The 17,721-nt window shown below is 68.7% G+C and carries 16 protein-coding genes; 6 read left to right on the forward strand and 10 right to left on the reverse strand.

What is annotated here, in order from left to right; all coding sequences use genetic code 11:
* Positions 1–77: 77 nt before the first annotated feature.
* The 3 genes from AC5I49_RS05470 to AC5I49_RS05480 are packed head-to-tail and all read left to right on the forward strand — an operon-like array spanning position 78 to position 4,834.
* Positions 78–1,643, forward strand: coding sequence for a formate dehydrogenase beta subunit (locus tag AC5I49_RS05470; protein ID WP_257760612.1), 1,566 nt, complete (start codon positions 78–80; stop codon positions 1,641–1,643).
* A 12-nt stretch (positions 1,644–1,655) separates the two neighbouring features.
* Positions 1,656–4,592 carry a formate dehydrogenase subunit alpha gene (gene fdhF / locus AC5I49_RS05475; protein ID WP_495788958.1) on the forward strand — a complete coding sequence of 979 codons (2,937 nt, stop codon included), beginning with the start codon at positions 1,656–1,658 and terminating at the stop codon, positions 4,590–4,592.
* Positions 4,592–4,834: a formate dehydrogenase subunit delta gene (locus tag AC5I49_RS05480; protein WP_046984481.1), complete on the forward strand. Its 243-nt coding sequence runs from the start codon at positions 4,592–4,594 to the stop codon at positions 4,832–4,834. Before fdhF ends, AC5I49_RS05480 begins: the two co-directional genes overlap by 1 nt.
* Here AC5I49_RS05480 and AC5I49_RS05485 read toward each other — a convergent pair.
* Positions 4,831–5,715, reverse strand: coding sequence for a LysR family transcriptional regulator (locus AC5I49_RS05485; protein ID WP_495788959.1), 885 nt, complete (start codon positions 5,713–5,715; stop codon positions 4,831–4,833). The two genes, AC5I49_RS05480 and AC5I49_RS05485, sit on opposite strands and share 4 nt — an antisense overlap.
* A gap of 72 nt (positions 5,716–5,787) precedes the next feature.
* Here AC5I49_RS05485 and AC5I49_RS05490 point away from each other — a divergent pair, with 72 nt between their 5' ends.
* Complete coding sequence (locus AC5I49_RS05490) at positions 5,788–6,744, forward strand: DMT family transporter (RefSeq protein WP_016449022.1); 957 nt, start codon at positions 5,788–5,790, stop codon at positions 6,742–6,744.
* A gap of 16 nt (positions 6,745–6,760) precedes the next feature.
* Here AC5I49_RS05490 and AC5I49_RS05495 read toward each other — a convergent pair whose 3' ends face one another.
* The 5 genes from AC5I49_RS05495 to AC5I49_RS05515 form a co-directional block, all read right to left on the reverse strand.
* Entirely contained in the window at positions 6,761–7,756 is a 996-nt protein-coding gene (locus AC5I49_RS05495; protein WP_017406362.1) for a Bug family tripartite tricarboxylate transporter substrate binding protein, read from the reverse strand.
* Between the two features lie 112 nt (positions 7,757–7,868).
* Positions 7,869–8,783 carry a dioxygenase family protein gene (locus AC5I49_RS05500; protein WP_016449020.1) on the reverse strand — a complete coding sequence of 305 codons (915 nt, stop codon included), beginning with the start codon at positions 8,781–8,783 and terminating at the stop codon, positions 7,869–7,871.
* Positions 8,784–8,830: 47 nt separating this feature from the next.
* Positions 8,831–9,823, reverse strand: a complete 993-nt coding sequence (locus AC5I49_RS05505) for a tripartite tricarboxylate transporter substrate binding protein (RefSeq protein ID WP_252653358.1) — start codon at positions 9,821–9,823, stop codon at positions 8,831–8,833.
* A 42-nt stretch (positions 9,824–9,865) separates the two neighbouring features.
* Positions 9,866–10,144: a muconolactone Delta-isomerase gene (gene catC, locus AC5I49_RS05510; protein ID WP_012203794.1), complete on the reverse strand. Its 279-nt coding sequence runs from the start codon at positions 10,142–10,144 to the stop codon at positions 9,866–9,868.
* A gap of 28 nt (positions 10,145–10,172) precedes the next feature.
* On the reverse strand, positions 10,173–11,360 hold the full coding sequence (locus AC5I49_RS05515) for a muconate cycloisomerase family protein (RefSeq protein WP_252653359.1): 1,188 nt from the start codon (positions 11,358–11,360) through the stop codon (positions 10,173–10,175).
* A 282-nt stretch (positions 11,361–11,642) separates the two neighbouring features.
* Here AC5I49_RS05515 and AC5I49_RS05520 point away from each other — a divergent pair, with 282 nt between their 5' ends.
* Together AC5I49_RS05520 and AC5I49_RS05525 are read left to right on the forward strand one after the other, a co-directional pair.
* Positions 11,643–11,903 (forward strand): hypothetical protein, encoded by a 261-nt coding sequence (locus AC5I49_RS05520; RefSeq protein ID WP_212646441.1) that lies wholly within the window; start codon positions 11,643–11,645, stop codon positions 11,901–11,903.
* A gap of 107 nt (positions 11,904–12,010) precedes the next feature.
* The gene (locus AC5I49_RS05525; protein WP_212646440.1) at positions 12,011–13,153 is read left to right on the forward strand and encodes a hypothetical protein; all 1,143 of its coding nucleotides are present in this window, start codon (positions 12,011–12,013) and stop codon (positions 13,151–13,153) included.
* A gap of 167 nt (positions 13,154–13,320) precedes the next feature.
* Here AC5I49_RS05525 and AC5I49_RS05530 read toward each other — a convergent pair whose 3' ends face one another.
* The 4 genes from AC5I49_RS05530 to AC5I49_RS05545 all read right to left on the reverse strand — a co-directional run bounded on the left by AC5I49_RS05530 (position 13,321) and on the right by AC5I49_RS05545 (position 17,717).
* Positions 13,321–15,702 carry a TonB-dependent siderophore receptor gene (locus AC5I49_RS05530; protein ID WP_244387232.1) on the reverse strand — a complete coding sequence of 794 codons (2,382 nt, stop codon included), beginning with the start codon at positions 15,700–15,702 and terminating at the stop codon, positions 13,321–13,323.
* Positions 15,703–15,790: 88 nt separating this feature from the next.
* Positions 15,791–16,873 (reverse strand): FecR family protein, encoded by a 1,083-nt coding sequence (locus tag AC5I49_RS05535; RefSeq protein WP_495788960.1) that lies wholly within the window; start codon positions 16,871–16,873, stop codon positions 15,791–15,793.
* Positions 16,870–17,433: an RNA polymerase sigma factor gene (locus tag AC5I49_RS05540; RefSeq protein WP_016449015.1), complete on the reverse strand. Its 564-nt coding sequence runs from the start codon at positions 17,431–17,433 to the stop codon at positions 16,870–16,872. The genes AC5I49_RS05535 and AC5I49_RS05540 overlap by 4 nt, the downstream gene beginning before the upstream one ends.
* Positions 17,434–17,579: 146 nt before the next feature.
* Complete coding sequence (locus AC5I49_RS05545) at positions 17,580–17,717, reverse strand: hypothetical protein (protein ID WP_370690596.1); 138 nt, start codon at positions 17,715–17,717, stop codon at positions 17,580–17,582.
* Positions 17,718–17,721 lie beyond the last annotated feature (4 nt).

Below are 17,721 nucleotides of genomic sequence, written 5' to 3' on the forward strand. Positions count from 1 at the left end.
CAGGGACAGGGACAGGGACAGGGACAGGGACAGGGACAGGGACAGGGACAGGGACTGGGGCAGGGGCAGGCCCCGGCGTGCGCGTCTATGTGCCCCGCGATGCCGCCGCGCTGGCCGTGGGCGCTGACGCCGTGGCCGGTGCCCTGCAGCGCGAGTGCGCGGCGCGCGGCCTTCAGGTGCAGATCGTGCGCAACGGCTCGCGCGGCCTGCTGTGGCTGGAGACCCTGGTGGAAGTCGAGACGCCCGAAGGCCGCATGGCCTACGGCCCGGTCACGGCCGATGCGGTGCCGGGCCTGATCGATGCCGGAATGCTGCAGGGCGGCAGCCATGCGCTGTGCCATGGACTGACCGAGGCCATTGCCTACCTGGCGCGCCAGGAGCGCCTGACCTTTGCGCGCGTGGGCGTCATCGACCCGCTGGACCTGTCCGACTACGCAGCCCATGGCGGCTGGCAGGGGCTGGAGCGCGCGGCGCGCATGGAGCCCGCGGCCATCGTGCAGGAGGTGCTGGATTCGGGCCTGCGCGGCCGTGGCGGTGCGGCGTTTCCGGCCGGCATCAAGTGGAAGACCGTGGCCGCCGCAGCGGGGCCGCAAAAGTACATTGCCTGCAACGCCGACGAGGGCGACTCGGGCACCTTTGCCGACCGGCTGCTGATGGAAGGCGATCCCTACACGCTGATCGAAGGCATGGCCATTGCTGGCCTGGCCGTGGGCGCCACGCAGGGCCTGGTCTATGTGCGCAGCGAGTATCCGCATGCCATCGCCACCGTGCGCGAAGCCATTGCGCGCGCCGAGGCCGCAGGCTGGCTGGGCCGCGACGTGGCCGGCAGCGGGCGTGCCTTCCACATGGAGGTGCGCAAGGGCGCGGGCAGCTATGTCTGCGGCGAGGAAACGGCCATGCTGGAGAGCATCGAGGGGCGGCGCGGCATTGTGCGCGCCAAGCCGCCGCTGCCGGCCATAGCGGGGCTGTGGGGCCGGCCCACGGTGATCAACAACGTGATCACGCTGGCCACGGTGCCGCTGATCCTGGCGCGCGGCGCGGCCTTCTACCAGGGCTTCGGCATGGGCCGCTCGCGCGGCACGCTGCCGTTCCAGCTGGCCGGCAACATTGCGCGCGGCGGCCTGGTGGAAAAGGCCTTCGGCCTGAGCCTGCGCGAGCTGGTGGAAGACTTCGGCGGCGGCACGGCCACCGGCCGCACCGTCAAGGCCGTGCAGGTGGGCGGCCCGCTGGGCAGCTATGTGGCGCCGGCCGACTGGGATGCGCCGCTGGACTACGAGGCCTATGCCGCCAAGGGCAACGTGGTGGGGCACGGCGGCATCGTCGTGCATGACGACACGGCCGACATGGCGCAGCTGGCGCGCTACGCCATGGAGTTCTGCGCCATCGAGTCCTGCGGCAAGTGCACGCCCTGCCGCATCGGCTCCACGCGCGGAGTGGAGGTCATCGACCGCATCGTGCGTGCCGGCGGCGACCCTGCCGCCCACGCCAGCCAGGTGGCCCTGCTGGAGAACCTGTGCGACACCATGCAGCACGGCTCCATGTGCGCCATGGGCGGGATGACGCCGTATCCCGTGCGCTCGGCGCTGACCCACTACCCCCAGGACTTCGGCATCGAGTCCACCACGGCCGCAGCGGCTGCCTGACCGGAGAACACCATGCTCGACCATTTGAAGCAAGCCGACTGGGGCACGCCCGCCAGCCCGTCCGAACGCCTGATCACCCTGGAGATCGACGGCCGCGAGGTCTGCGTTCCCGAGGGCACCTCGCTGATGCGCGCTGCCATGGAAGGCGGCGTCAGCGTGCCCAAGCTGTGCGCCACCGACAGCCTGGAGCCCTTCGGCTCCTGCCGCCTGTGCCTGGTGCAGATCGAAGGCCGCAAGGGCTTTCCGGCCTCGTGCACCACGCCGGCCGAGCCGGGCATGAAGGTGCGCACGCAAAGCCCGCAACTGCAGGAGCTGCGCCGCGGCGTGATGGAGCTGTACATCTCCGACCATCCGCTGGACTGCCTGACCTGCAGCGCCAACGGCGACTGCGAACTGCAGGACATGGCCGGCACCGTGGGCCTGCGCGAGGTGCGCTACGGCTTCGACGGCGCCAACCACTTCAAGGGCCAGGCGCGCGCCGAGGTCGATGTCTCCAACCCGTACTTCAGCTACGACCCCAGCAAGTGCATCGTCTGCAACCGCTGCGTGCGCGCCTGCGAGGAGACGCAGGGCAGCTTTGCGCTGACCATCTCGGGCCGGGGGTTCGACTCGCGCGTCACGGCGGGGCAGGGCGGCAGCTTCATGGACAGCGACTGCGTCAGCTGCGGCGCCTGCGTGCAGGCCTGCCCCACGGCCACGCTGCAGGAAAAGACCGTGACCGAGCTGGGCCAGGCCGGGCACAGCGCCATCACCACCTGCGCCTACTGCGGCGTGGGCTGCGGCTTCAAGGCCGAGATGAAGGGCGAGCAGGTCGTGCGCATGGTGCCCTGGAAGGACGGCCAGGCCAACGAGGGCCATGCCTGCGTCAAGGGCCGCTTTGCCTGGGGCTATGCCACGCACAAGGACCGCATCACCCGGCCCATGGTCCGCGCGAAGATCACCGACCCCTGGCGCGAAGTGAGCTGGGAAGAGGCCATTGCCCACACGGCCAGCGAGTTCCGCCGCATCCAGGCCAAGCATGGCAAGGATTCGATTGGCGGCATCACCTCCTCGCGCTGCACCAACGAAGAGGCCTACCTGGTGCAAAAGCTGGTGCGCACGGCCTTCGGCAACAACAACGTCGATACCTGCGCGCGCGTGTGCCACTCGCCCACGGGCTATGGCCTGGGCCAGACCTATGGCACCTCGGCCGGCACGCAGACCTTCAAGTCCATCGAGCACACGGACGTGGTCATGGTCATCGGCGCCAATCCCACGGCCGCGCACCCGGTGTTCGGCTCGCGCATGAAAAAGCGCCTGCGCGGCGACGGCCGGCGTGCGGGCGCCAAGCTCATCGTCATCGACCCGCGCGAGATCGAGCTCGTCAAGTCGCCCCACATCCGCGCCGACTACCACCTGCAACTGCGGCCCGGCACCAACGTGGCCATGATCACCTCGCTGGCCCATGTCATCGTCACCGAAGGCTGGCTGGCCGAGGACTACATCGCCGAGCGCTGCGATGCCAAGTCCTTCGCGCAGTGGAAGGAATTCGTGGCCCGGCCCGAGAACTCGCCCGAGGCCATGGCCGAGGTCACCGGGGTCGCTCCCGAACTCGTGCGCGGCGCCGCGCGCCTGTATGCGCTGGGCGCCGAGGACCACCCAGCGGGCCGCCCCGTCAACGCGGCCATCTACTACGGCCTGGGCGTGACCGAGCATGCGCAGGGCTCGACCATGGTCATGGGCATTGCCAACCTGGCCATGGCCACGGGCAACGTGGGCCGCGAGGGCGTGGGCGTGAACCCGCTGCGCGGCCAGAACAACGTGCAGGGCTCCTGCGACATGGGCTCCTTCCCGCATGAGCTGCCCGGCTACCGCCACATCTCGGACAGCACGGTGCGCGCCGAGTTCGAGGGGGCCTGGGGCGTGGCGCTCAGCCCCGAGCCCGGCCTGCGCATTCCCAACATGTTCGAGGCGGCCCTGGCCGGCAGCTTCATGGGCCTGTACTGCGAGGGCGAGGACATCGTGCAGTCCGACCCCAACACCCAGCATGTGACGGCCGCGCTCTCGGCCATGGAATGCGTGGTGGTGCAGGACATCTTCCTCAACGAAACCGCCAAGTACGCCCATGTCTTCCTGCCGGGCGCCTCTTTCCTCGAAAAGGACGGCACCTTCACCAATGCCGAGCGCCGCATCTCGCGCGTGCGCAAGGTCATGGCGCCGCTGGCCGGCCATGCCGATTGGGAGGTCACCCAGCTGCTGGCCAATGCGCTGGGCTACGCCATGCACTACACGCACCCGAGCGAGATCATGGCCGAGATCGCCGCGCTCACGCCCAGCTTCGCGGGCGTGAACTACGACAAGATCGACCGGCTGGGCAGCGTGCAATGGCCCTGCAATGACAGCACCGAAGAGGCCGGCACTTCCATCATGCACAGGGACCGCTTCGTGCGCGGCAAGGGCCGCTTCATCATCACCCAGTACGTGGCCACCGACGAGAAGGTCACCCAGCGCTTTCCGCTGCTGCTGACCACGGGCCGCATCCTGTCGCAATACAACGTGGGTGCCCAGACCCGGCGCACGCACAACAGCCACTGGCACAGCGAGGACCGGCTGGAAATCCATCCGCATGACGCCGAGGACCGCGGCATACGCGACGGAGACTGGGTCGGCATCGCCAGCCGCGCGGGCGAGACCGTGCTGCGCGCCACCGTCACCGAGCGCATACAGCCCGGCGTGGTCTACACCACCTTCCACTTTCCCGAATCGGGCGCCAACGTCATCACCACCGACAGCTCGGACTGGGCCACCAACTGCCCCGAATACAAGGTCACGGCCGTGCAGGTGCTGCCCGTCCCCCAGCACGCCCAGCCGTCCGACTGGCAGCGCGGCTTTGCGCGCATGCATGAAGAGCAGATCGGCCTGTTGCAAGCCGCGCAGGCGGGCAGCATGGCCGTGGCGGGAGGCAAGTGATGGACAGCGCCAACCTGGTCCGCATGGCCAACCGCATCGGCGAGTTCTTCGAGGCCATGCCCGAGCGCGACGAGGCCCTGCAGGGCATTGCCGAACACATCCGCAAATTCTGGGAGCCCCGCATGCGCGCCGAACTGGCCAGCGTGCTGGCCAGCCCCGACGAGGCCCAGGCGCTCAAGCCCATCGTGCGCGAGGCGCTGGTGCTGCATCCGCTGACCTTGCCGTCGGCGGCGCAGGCTTAGCCAAACCGCTTCGTCCTGGCCATCTCCCGCGCCAGCTCCACAAAGCCGGCAGCGGCCGGCGACAGCCGTTCCATGCTGCGCACGGCCAGGCCGGTGACGCGGCGCTGGCGGGGCGCGAGGCTGCGGTAGACCATGCCTTCGGGCGCCTGCTCGGGCACGGCCAGGCGTGCGGCAATGGCGATGGCGTGGCCCTGGGCCACGAAGCCCTGCATGGAGGACATCTGCTCGAAGTGGTAGATGGCCGCAGGCTGGGCGCCGGCCTCGGCCAGGAAGCGGTCGATGTGTGCGCCCGACCCGGCCGAGGTGCGCACAAAGGCCTCGCCCTGCAGGTCGGCGGCGCGGATGCTGCGCTGGGCCGCCAGCCGGTGCGCGGCGGGCAGCAGCGCCACCAGTTCGTCTTCCACCAGGGGCACGGTCTCGAAGCGCTCGTCGGGCAGCACGACGAAGCCGATCTCCACGCGCCGCTCCAGCAGCCACTTGACCACGGTGTCGTCGTTTTGCTCGTCGATCTGCACCAGCACGGCGGGCTGGCGGCGCCGGTACTCGGTGATCAGCGGGGGCAGCAGCCGCAGTGAAGAGGTGGCGCCGAACGAGGCCACGCGCAGCGTGCCGCGCGCCATGCCGCGCTCGGCATCGGCCTCCTGCCGCAAGGCCTCCTTTTGCTGGAGGATGTCGTTGGCGCGCTGCAGCAGCCGCGTGCCTGCGTCGGTCAGCGGGGAGTGGGGGCCTTCGCGCCGCACCAGCTGCACCTGCAGCTCGCCTTCCAGCGCGCGCAGGGCATGGCTGACGGCGCTCTGGGTAATGCCCAGCAGCGCGGCCGCGCGCGAGAAACTGCCGGCGCGGGCCAGTGCCGCGAACACTTCGAGCTGGGTGAAGGTCATGGGATCACGGTGTCCAGGTCATGAGCATTCGCTCATTTGTCTATGAATCGATATGAGCACATAGTACGCGCCATGAATTTTCAACGCTTCTTCGGTCCCCACCTGCGGCTTGTCGGCATGGCCCTGCTGTGGGGCGCTTCCTGGCCTGCGGGCCGCGTGGTGGCACAGAACATGCCGCCGCTGGCAGCCGCCAGCCTGCGCTTCCTGCTGGCCGCCGCCGTGCTGCTGCCGTGGCTGTACTGGGCCGGTGGCATGGCGGGCCTGCGGCAATGGAGTGCCAAACGCTGGCTGGGCATGGCGGCCGCCGGCGCCACGGGCGTGTTCGGCTATGCGGCCTTTTTCCTCATGGGGCTGCAGCATGTGCCGGCCGGCAAGGCGGCCCTGGTGATCACGCTCAACCCCGTGCTCACGCTGGCGCTGGCGGTCTGGCTGTTCGGCGAGCGGCTCAACCCCACCATTGCCCTGGGCATGGCGCTGGCGGCCTGCGGCGCCGTGGTGGTGATCTCGCATGGCCAGCCGCTGGCGCTGCTGCAGGGATCGGTGGGCGCGGGCGAGCTGCTGATCCTGGGCTGCGTGGTGTGCTGGGTGAGCTACACCCTGATCGGCCGCTGGCTGCTCACGGGCGTGGATGCGCTGTCGGCCACGGCCGTGACCTCGACCATGGGCGCGGCCATGCTGCTGGTGGCCAGCCTGGTGGTCGAGGGGCCGGCCGGCCTGCAGGCTGCCGTGCTTGGCAACGGCACTGCCTGGGGTGCGCTGGCCTTCCTGGCCTTCGGCGCCACGGCGCTTGCCTATGCCTGGTACTTCGACGGCGTCAAGGCGCTGGGCGCGGGCGCGGCCTCGGGCTACATCACCCTGGTGCCCGTGATCGGCGTGGCGCTGTCGGCGCTGTGGCTGGGCGAGAGCATCGATGCCAGCATCGTGCTGGGCGGCGGCATGGCCGTGGCCGGCACGGCGCTGATGAACTGGGGGCGCAGGCCTGCGGCTGCGGTGCACGTGGTTGCCAAGCGCACCGCAGTCCAGAGCTGAACGGACTCCGTCCGGATCAATCCAGCGAGGCGCCCGAGGTGCGCACGCGCTCGCCCTGCACCTGGTAGTCGCGCGCCAGGAAGTCGCGGTATTCGGCGGGGCTGGAGGCCACGGCCACGTAGGAGAACGCGTCCACCTGGGTCTTGCGGAATTCGGGCTCCAGCAGCACGCGGCGCACATCGGCGGCGATCTTCTCCACCAGGGGCGCCGGCGTTCCAGCCGGTGCCAGCAGACCGATGTTGAAGACAGCCTGGATGTCGCGCACGCCGGCTTCCTTGAAGGTGGGCACATCCGGCAGGGCGATGCTGCGTGTCTCCGAGGACACGGCCAGGGCCTTGAGCTTGCCCGACTTGATGTGCTGCTCGATCACCGACACGCCCAGCACCGCTGCGTCGATCTGGCCGGCGATGACTTCGGGGATCAGCGGTGCGGCGCCCTTGTAGGGCACGTGCACCATCTCCAGCCCTTCCTGCTTGGCGAACATGGCCAGCGGCAGGTGCACGATGCCGCCCGCGCCCGATGAGCCATAGGTCAGCGGTTTGGTCTTGCCTGCCTGGCGTGCCTGAGCGATGAACTCCTGCAGCGTGCCGGCCTTGGAGCTCTGGGGCACGAAGAAGACCATGGGCACGCTGATCAGGCGGGAGATGGGGGCGAAGTCCTTTTGCGGGTTGTAGGGCAGCTTCCGGTACAGGTGCGGGTTCATGGTCAGCGACGCTTCGGTCGCGGCGAACAGCGTGTAGCCGTCGGGTGCGCTCTTGGCCACGAACTCGGCTCCGATGATCTCGTTGGCGCCTGTGCGGTTGAGGATGACCACGGGTTGCGACCAGACCTTGTTCAGGCGCGTGGCCAGCGCGCGTGCCAGGTTGTCCACGGGGCCGCCGGCCGCGTAGGGCACGACGATGTTCACCGGCTTGGAAGGAAAGGCTGCCGGAGCCTGGGCGTGGCCCAGGGCGGGCACGAGGGCCACGGTGGCGGTCAGCAGGGTTGCGGCGATGCGATGCAGGCTGGACATGGTGTGGGAAGCGGATACGGTGAAGCAGGCCGCACTCCAAGGGGCGGCCTGCTGTGGAACGGACGAAGCGAAAAAAATGGCAGGCCGGAAGGCCCCGGAAGGTGGCGGAGCCTCAGGCGCGCACACGCTCCATGCGTGTCAGCGGCAAGGACTCGCCTTCGCTGACTGCGGGCTGCAGCACGAAGTCGAAGCGCGTGCGGACGAAAGGCGCGTTCACGCCCAGCGTCTCATAGCCGGCCGGCGCCACGCCGCGCTCCAGCTCGACGATCAGGCCGTCGCGCGTGGCGAAGGCGAAGTCGTCGTCCAGGTAGGTATCGCCGGGCAGGTTGACCTGGGTGGTCAGCGTGCGCATGCCGGGTGCAACCACGAGGAAGTGGATGTGGGCGGGTCGATGGCCGTGGCGTCCCAGCGCGTCGAACAGTTCCGAGGTGGGGCTGTTCGGCGGTATGGAGTAGCCGGGCGGCACATAGCTGCGAAAGCGGTAGCGGCCCTGGTCGTCAGCTTCTATGCGGCGGCGCAGCTCGTAGGGCTTCATGCCCGGGAAGAAGTGCGAGTAGCCGCCCTGGACATTGGCATGCCAGACGTCGATGAGCGCATGCGGCAGAGGCCGGCCGTCAAGATCCAGCACCCGTCCTTCCATCACGAAGACCTCGCCCTGGGGTTCGCCCTCGTCCAGGCGCGCTTCCGCTTGCGACAGCGGTGCACCGGCCACGAACAGCGGGCCTTCGATGGCGCGCGGCGTGCCGCCCGCACGGCCGGCACGCGCATCGGCCTCGTCGCTGCGGATGTCCAGCAGCCGGTCGAAGCCCAGGCCTGCCGTGATCAGGCCCAGCTGGCCGCTGCTCCCCAGGCGGCCCAGCCAGTCCACGGCGGCCCAGAACTCGTCGGGCGTGACATCCATCTCGTCGATGGTGTGGAACAGATCGCTGACGATGCGCTGGGTCAGCGCCCGCACGCGGTCGCTGCCAGGGGCGATCTGCTTGCTGTTGACCAGATTCAGCAGCTGGTCCTGGGACAGTTCGGACATGTTTGTCTCCTCGTGGTTTTATGGGATGTCCTGGAAAAGAGAAGCGCTCAATCCATGCTGATGTTGCGCTCCGTGATCACCTTGGTCCAGCGCACGGACTCGGCCTGCAGGTGCCTGGCCGCTTCCTCGGGCGTGGAGCCCACGACTTCGGCGCCGATGGCCTTGAAGCGTTCGAGCACGTCGGGCTGCTTCATCTCGGCCACGAAGACCTGGTTGAGCTTCTTGACGACGGCTGGCGGCGTGCTGGCGGGCATGAAGACGGCGAACCAGGGCGAGACCTCGTAGCCCTTGATGCCGGCCTCTTCCATGGTGGGCACGTCGGGCATGCTGGACGAACGCTTGGCCGTGGTCACGGCCAGGGCGCGCAGCTTGCCCGACTGGATGTGCGGGCGCGCCGAGGTGATGGAGTCGAACATGTAGTTGACCTGTCCGCCCAGCAGGTCGGACACGGCCGGGCCCGATCCCTTGTAGGGGATGTGCAGGATGTCCACGCCGGCCAGCGAGTTGAACACTTCGCCCGCCAGGTGGATGGAGGTGCCGTTGCCGGCCGAGGCATAGGTCAGCTTGCCGGGCGAGGCCTTGGCGGCGGCCACCACGTCGGCCACGCTCTTGACGTTGGGCTGGGTGGAGTTGGTGACCAGGATGTTGGGCACCACGGCCAGCACGCCCACGGGGGCGAAGTCCTTGATCGGGTCGTAGCTGAGCTTGCGGTACAGCGGCTTGTTGGTGGCCATGCCGATGGAGGTGATCATCAGCGTGTAGCCGTCGCCGGGCTGCTTGGCCACGAAGTCGGCGCCGATGTTGCCGCCGGCGCCGGGACGGTTCTCGATCACGAAGGGCTGGCCCAGCGTGCGGCCGGCCTTCTCGCCCAGGGTGCGCGCGATGGCGTCCATGGCGCCGCCCGGCGGGAAGGGCACGATCCAGCGGATGGGCTTGCTGGGCCAGTTGGCCTCGGGGGCCTGCGCATGGGCGGCGGGCATCACGGCGGACAGGCACAGGCTTGCGGCTGCGGCGGTCAGAAAACGGCGTTTCACATTCACTTCAGTTGTCTCCGAACAATTTGGTCTTGGTTTGGGCTGTGCTCAGGCGATGGCCGAGGGATGGCGGGCCAGCGGCGTGACCTGGATGTCCATGTAGGGGAACAGCGGCAGGCCCTGCAGCAGCTCGTGCAGCTCGTCGTTGGAGGCCACGTCGAACACGCTGTAGTTGGCGTACTCGCCCACCACGCGCCAGATGTGGGGCCAGCGTCCGTCGTGCTGCAGCTGCTGGGAATAGGCCTTCTCGCGGGCCTTGATCTCGGCTGCCACGTCGGCGGGCAGGTCGTGGGGGATCTTCACGTCCATGCGGACCAGGTAAAGCATGTTTGTCTCCAGGAGGAATGAAAGGAATTCAGGTCGCAGCCCCGGTCCGGGCCTGCCCCATGTCGAAGTGCTGCGGCTGGCTGCCGGCCAGCGCGCGGTCGAAGCGCGCCAACTGCTGCAGGTCGATCTCCAAGCCCAGGCCGGGCCCGTCGGGCAGTTGCAGCTCGAAGTCGCGGACGGCCATGCGCTCGGTGACGATGTCGTCCACCAGCAGCTGGGGGCCGAACAGCTCGCAGTTGTAGTGCTGCCCGCCCAGCGTGGCAAAGACATGGGCCGAGGCGGCCGAGCCGATCGAGGTCTCCAGCATGGTGCCGCCGTACCAGCCGATATCGGCCGCCTGGGCAATGGCCGCCACCTTGCGCGTGCGCAGCAGGCCGCCGTGCTTGGCCACCTTGAGCGAGAACACATGGCTGGCCTGCTCGCGCGCCAGGCGCATGGCGTCGTAGGGCGTGCACACGCTCTCGTCGGCCATGACCAGGGCGCCCTGCAGCGTAGCGGTCAGCTCGCGCAGCGCGGGCACGTTCCAGCCGGCCACGGGCTGCTCGATCAGGGTCACGCCGGCATCGATCAATTGCGGCAGAAAGCGCCGCGCCGTGGCGCCGTCCCAGGCCTGGTTGACGTCCACGGTCAGCGTGGCGCGTCCCTGCAGGCCGCGTGCGATCTCGCTCACATGGGCCACATCGGCCTCGGGCGTGCGCGCGCCGATCTTCATCTTGAAGATGCGGTGGCGCTTTTGCTCCAGGCGCAGCTGGGCCTCGGCCAGGTCGCGCTCGATGTCGCCGCTGGCCAGCGTCCAGGCCAGGGGCAGGCTGTCGCGCTGCTTGCCGCCCAGCAACTGCCAAATGGGCAACTGCAGGCTGCGCGCCACGGCGTCCAGCAGCGCGATTTCCACGGCGCTCTTGGCAAAGGCATTGCCCTTGCAGGCCAGGTCCATGCGCGAGAGGCAGGCCTCGAAGCGCGCGCCGTCCTGGCCGATCAGGCTGGGCGCCAGGTGGTTGGCGATGGCATGGTGGATGCTCTCGGGCGATTCCTCGTTCCACGACGGGCCGCCAATGGTGGCGGCCTCGCCAAAGCCCGTGGCCCCGTTGCGCAGCCACAGCTGCACGATCACCGGGCTTTGCCGGCTGATGGAGCCGAACGACAGCTTGTGCGGGCGGATGGTGGGAATGTCGAGGATCCGCGCCTCGATGCGCTCGATCAGAAAACGGTCTTGCATGCCACAAGCGTAGTGGCATGTATTGCACTGTTCCAGTGAATTATTTTCCAGGAATTGTTCGATGAAATCGATAAATTGAGTGCGTGCGGCAATCCGTCGTGCCGACGTTGTGCCGTCACTCTAGAGGCTGCCGGGCCGGTGGGATGTGGCAGGCTGCACTGGAGCGCTTGCGCCAGGGGAGGCAGCAGACAGCGGCAAACCCGCCTGACCCTGCAGCCAATGCAGGAGCGGATGAATTGCGGTGATGCAGTGCGCAGTCTGGCGCGATGATTCGGCGATGAAGTGCTGGCGGCCGATGTGACGGATTCCGATGGCGAGAAAAAGATCTCGGTCTATCTGAAAAGGCAATCCGGCAAGCAGATGGCCAAAAAACTGGGCGTGAGCAAGATCAATGAATTCGCGAGCACGGAAGAGGCTTCCTATTTCAAGGAGACCAGCAAGAAGACCACCTTGATGGTGTGCTCGGCCGATGAATTGCACATCGGCAATTCAGGAAAGAGCATCCGCTTCAATTCGGCAGTGGCTTGCCAGATGATCAAGTGAAGCGGCATCGGTATGCCACGCACCGGATCGTGAAGAAGAGGCCGCAACGCAGGAAACCAAGCGATGATGTGGACGGAGGGCACGTGCAATTGGCCGAGAATGCAGGAATGCAAAATACAAAGCGCTTCACATTCGGTATGCGTAGCTTGCACACCGCGTGTGCATCCCTGTATGCAGCGGCCATTGTGCCGCTGCTTTCTTGCCTGGTGGCAGCGAGTCCAGCGCAGGCCCAGGCACTGTCCGTTCAGGTTCCCCATGGCCTGGATGGCTCGGCTGCCATGCGGGAAAACATGGCGTACGGTGTAGATCTCTGGTTGATGGCCCACGACAATGCGCGCCGTGTACTGCTGCTGGATCGCTGCACCGCACTGGATCGGAAGTTTCCCCAGCAAGCTGCGCCAGCAATGGTTGCGGCAAGCACGGAAGTCCTGCGCTGGATGACAGGCGAAGCATATTCCGATCTGCCGCCGGAGCCCTATTCGGTAGCCGTGCGCGAAATGCTCCCGGTTCTGGCAAAGCACGCGTTCAGCGAAAAGGAGCTTGCATCGTGGGATACATTGCGCAATTCACCGCAGGGCCGTAGAGGGCGGGCCATACGAGAGGTCCAGTTGGCGCTGACAAAGGCGGCCGGCAGCCTGGTCGACGTGAGTTCAGGGCGCTATTGGAACTGGCCGTTGGCGCGAGCAGCGCGGCTTGCCGATGCCCATGGCCTGAGAGAGCAGGTCGATGCAGCATTCGAGGCGCTTGAGCCCGGAGCCGCCGCATGGCTGCGCGGTGTTAGTGTCGTTCCCGGGGAAACGCCGGCAGATGAAAAGTTCACGGGCCGCATCGCTGCTTCCGGCACGCTGTTGGCCCAGCATTTCATCGATGGCCTGGCACCCTTGGACAAGGAGGCGTATGAGCGCATCGAGCAAGTCAAGTTGCTGTATCGCTGGATAGATATCACGCAGGCGCTCAATCGTTTCGCCGCCAGGCCCAATCTGCCCTTCTTGCGCGGAGAGCCTATTCCCGAAACCGTGGCTGGCTTTTGTGACAGCGTGGGCTTGCCATCGTGCCAGCCCGGCGGTGAACTGCACACGGCCATCACCGGATACCAGGTGGCTACCGGCAATGCCGCACGCAGCGATGTGCCGATGAATACCACCCGTCGCATCGTGCATGGCCTGCCTGCCTCAGGTTGCGGCCCGATGTCCGGACCAGCCTATGGTGCCAGAGGCAGGCACTCGGCGAGCTCGGTGTCCGCGCCCTAGCCTTCTGTACCAGATGTCTGCCACCATGGAAATGCCCCGGGCGATGGCCAGCCCCAGGTGGGCAGGAGGCTCTGGCGCCGCGCGCCGCCCATGTTGCCACCTCCTTGCAGCGAGGCTTGGGCTGCATGGCGGGCTGACAGGGTGGCTCGGCGCGCGGCTGGGCACCTTCAGAAACTGCTGCGCAGCGTGACCATGATGCTGCGCGGCAGGCCGTAGTAGTTGCTGCGCGTGGCCGTGCCCACGCGCTCCCAGTAGACCCGGTCGAACAGGTTGTCGATGTTCACGGCCAGCTTGACCTGGGGGGTCAGCGGGTAGGCGGCGTAGACGGACCAGACGCCGTAGCCGCCCGCTCGCCAGCGCACGGTGCCCAGGGTGTCGTAGAACTCGCTGACGGCGCGCACGCCCGCGCCCAGCTCCAGCCCCTGGGCTACGGGGCCGGCCACGCGGTAGCGCGCCCACAGGTTCACGCTGTGGCGCGGCGACATGGTGCTGAAGTCGGTGCCCGTCTGCGTGACGGTGCCCTGCAGGTATTTGGAGCGCATGTAGGCGTAGCTGGCCGCCACGTCCCAGCGCGGCGACAGCGATCCGACCACTTCGGCCTCGAAGCCTTCGGAGCGCACCTTGCCTGCGGGGATGACGAAGGCGGCATCGGCGGGGTCGGCCAGCGCGCGGTTGGTGTCCTGCATGCGGTAGACGGCGGCGGTGGCATTCAGGCGTCCGTCCAGCAGGCTGCCCTTGATGCCGGCTTCCACCTGCCGGCCCTCGCGCGGGGCGATCTGGCCGCCACCGGCCAGGCGCCCGCTTTGCGGCTGGAAGATGCGCGACTGGCTGGCGTAGAGCGTCCAGCTGTCGTTCAGATCGAAGAGCACGGCGGCGAAGGGCGTGAACTGGCCATCGACCTCGTAGCCCGAGCGCGTGTTCTGCAGCCGATCCGAGGTTTCTGTCTTCCACCAGCTCTTGCGCGCGCCCGCCACCAGGGTGAGGGCCTGCGTGGGCTTGATGCGCAACTGGCCGTAGACGCCGCGCAGGCTGGTGCGCGTAATGTCGTCGGCAAAGGGCTTGAAGCTGGGCTCGGGGATGGAGGAGGGGTCGTAGTGGAACAGGTCGGCCGGCGTGTTCATGGCGCCGCGCAGCATGCGCAGGTGCATGTTGGAGCTGCGGTAGTCCGCGCCCGCGATGAAATGGTGCGTCTGCCCGGCCCATTGCCAGGGCGTGCTGTAGTAGATGTCGGCCGTGGTGTCGGCGTAGTCGCGGTCCACGGTCTGGGCCTGGGTGAAGCGGCTGATGCCGGTGTCCGATACGGCCGAGTAGCCGTTGATGTACTTGTCGCGCTGCTGGCGCAGCACACGGCGCGCGGCCAGCTTGAACAGGCCGCCGCCGTCGAGCCGCGTCTCCGACTCGATGAAGCCGGCCAGCGATTCGGGCGCGGCGCGGCCCCAGTCGGCGGCAATGGCCACGTCGCGCGGAATGGGGGCCAGCCTGCCGTCGGCGTGGGCGGGCAGGCCGGTGTCGTAGTTGCCCCGGCCGCGCTGCCAGGTGGCGCCCACCGAGACCGTGCTCTGGGAAGTGACGTCCAGCTCCACCGTGCCGTACAGCGCCTGCTTGTGGCCGTCCATGGCCATCACGGGGCTGCCGAAGTTCTCGTGCAGCGCCACCACCCGGCCACGCAGGCGGCCATCTTCGGACAGCGCTCCGGTGACATCCACCTCGGCCCGCTTGCGCCCCCGCGAACCCAGGCCGATGGCGCCCTGGCCCTGGTAGTCCGGCAGGGCGCGCTTGCGCACCAGGTTGAGCATGACGCTGGGCTCGCCCGCGCCCGAGAACAGCCCGGCCGGCCCGCGCAGGGCCTCGACCCGGTCGAACAGGGCCAGGTCCAGCGTTTCCTGGGTGGCCGGGTTGCCGCTGACGGTGAGACCGTCCAATTGGTAGGTGGAGGACTGGTAGCCGCGCGAGAGGATGTCGCTGCGCCCGCCCGTGCTGCTTTGCCGGCGCACGACGATGCCGGGCACCACCTTGGCGGCTTCGGTGAGCTCCACGAAGTTCTGGTCATTGAGCCGTGCGCGCGAGATCACGGATACGGACTGCGGCGTCTCCCGGGCCGTCAGCTCGATCTTGGTGGCCGCGCTGGCATAGGGCGCCCGGTAGCTGCCCGTGCCTTCCGTGCGGCCGTCGCGCAGGGCCGTGGCCGTCACCCGCACTTCGTCCAGCGCGGTCTGCGGGCGCGCCGGGGCGGGGCGCAGCAGCCAGCCGCCCTGGGGCTGGGCAGAGGCTTGCAGGCCGCTTCCGGCCAGCAGGCGCTGCAGTGCCTCGGCCGGCTCCAGGCGGCCCTGGACGGCGGGCGCGGTCTTGCCTGCGAGCAGGGAGCTGTCGGCCGCGATGCTGGTGCCGGTGGCGCGCGCCAGGGCCTTGATGGCGTCGGACAGCGGCTGGGCCGGCAGGTCGATGTCGGCAGGGGCGGCCAGGGCTGGCGTGCAGGCCAGTGCCGCCGCGCAGGCGAGCAGGGACAGGCAGGCGCGTGCCGGGCGGGAGGAAAGAGGGCGGGCGGGCATGGCGGGAACGTTCTCCTGGGTATCGGTTGTGCTCGCCTGTATGACGGGGCAGCCCGCCGGATCCCTGATGTGCGTTGGCCGCTTTTTTTCAGTTTTTCCGGATTTTTTCCGGCGCCGTGCTGCGCGGGGCCAGCCAGGTGGCGCCGTCGCGCTCCTGCACGCGCACGGCGGCGATGCGCGGCAGCGCGTCCAGGAAGCTCTCCACATCGGCGCGCTGCACGGCGGCCGTGATGTGCGGCCCGCCCGTGCCGTCGGCGACGGCCGCACGCACGGGCTGGCGGCGCCAGCGCGACAGCGTGGCCGCGATCTCGCCCAGCCCGGCGCTGTCGAAGACGATGAGGCCGCGTTCGATGGACGAGAAGCTGTCGCGCGCATCGCGTTGCACGCGGCGGGGGAGGGGGCTGGCGTGGGCGCCATCGGCTCCGGGTGCGGCACCGGGGGCGGCACCGGCGCTTTCGTCCGGCAGTTCCCCCACTTCGCCAGCCTGCAGCAGCAAGGACGGTTCTCCGTCACCACCTTTCACCGCCAAACGCACCGTTCCATGCTCCACGCCCACCCGCACCAGTCCCGGCAGGCGGTTGACGGTGAAGCGCGTGCCCAGCACGGTGATGCGGGCCTGGCCGGCGGCGATGGTGAAGGGGCGGCCTGCATCCCTGGCCACGTCGAACAGGGCCTCTCCCTGCTCCAGCACCACGGCGCGCTGGCGGCGCGTGTAGCGCGTGGCGATGCGGCTGGCCGGTCCCAGGGTCAGCACGCTGGCGTCGGGCAGGTTCAGCACGATGCGTTCGCCAATCGCACTGTCGCGGGCCAGGGCGAACACGGTGGCGTCCTGCCATTCAAGCCAGCCGCGCCATGCCAGCAGGCCCGCCGTGCCCAGGCCGGCAACGCCCAGCACGCCGCGGGTGATGATCGCGCGGCGCGCGTTGCTGCGTGTGTTGCGGCGCTGGCGTGCGGCGGTGTCCACCGCCGTGGCCAGGGCCTCGGTGCGGGGCGTGGAGTCGAAGTCCTGCCACAGCGCCTCGAAGGCGGCGTATTCGGCGGCGTGGCGCGGGTCGGCGTCCATCCAGCGGCGCCAGGCAGCGGCAGCGGCATCGGCGGCGCCCGGCCGCGCTCCCGCATCCCGGTGCATTCGTATGAACCAGCGCGCGGCTTCCTCGCGCGGCGTGCTCATGGCGCGAGCAGCTCGCGTGCGGCGCGCAGGTCCAGCAGGGCGCGCATCAGGTGGCGCTCCACCATGTTCAGGCTGATGCCCAGCATGGCGGCAATCTGGGGCTGGGAGTGGCCTTCCACCTTGCACAGCCAGAACACCTCGCGGCAGCGCGCAGGCAATCCCTGGATGACACGCTGCACGGCGCCCAGGCGCTGCTGCAGGTCGGCCAGCATCTCGGCCGAAGGCGCCGTGAAGGCTTCCTGCAAGGCGATTTCGTCCGCGCGTGCCACCGGGTGCTGCGCGGCGCCGGCCTCGCCTGCCAGCTCGGGCAGGGGCACGAAGCGGCGCTCATGCGCCATCTGGTCGGCCAGCACGGTGCGCGCCACCACGCGCAGGTAGGCATGCGGCTGGGCGATGCCTTCGTGCCGGCCGCTGAGGGCGTAGCGCACGAAGGCGTCATGCAGCACATCCTGCGCGCGGTGGATGCAGCGCGTGCTGCGCCAGATGGCGGGCAGCAGGCTGCCATAGGCCCAGTGCAGGTCCAGGCCCAGCCAGGCGGCAGGAGTCGGATGGCGTGTCATACAAGCAAGCGGGGAGGAAAGGCAGGCGGGCAGGGCGGGACGAAGTGCTGGCATTCTAAATGAGACTTTTTCTCATTTGTTGCCACCCGTTTGCCACTTGTTCACCACCAGTTTGCCGGCCGCAGGCGCGCCGGCCGGCGGTGCCGCTACAGCAGCTCCGCCGGGCGCGTCTCCGATGCGCTGCGGCAGGGAAGGGTGATGCGAAACAGCGAGCCGCCCTCGGGCCGGTTGCTGGCCACGATGGTGCCGTCCATGGCGTCGATGATCTTGCGGCAGATGGCCAGCCCC

Source organism: Delftia sp. (genome assembly GCF_059499305.1).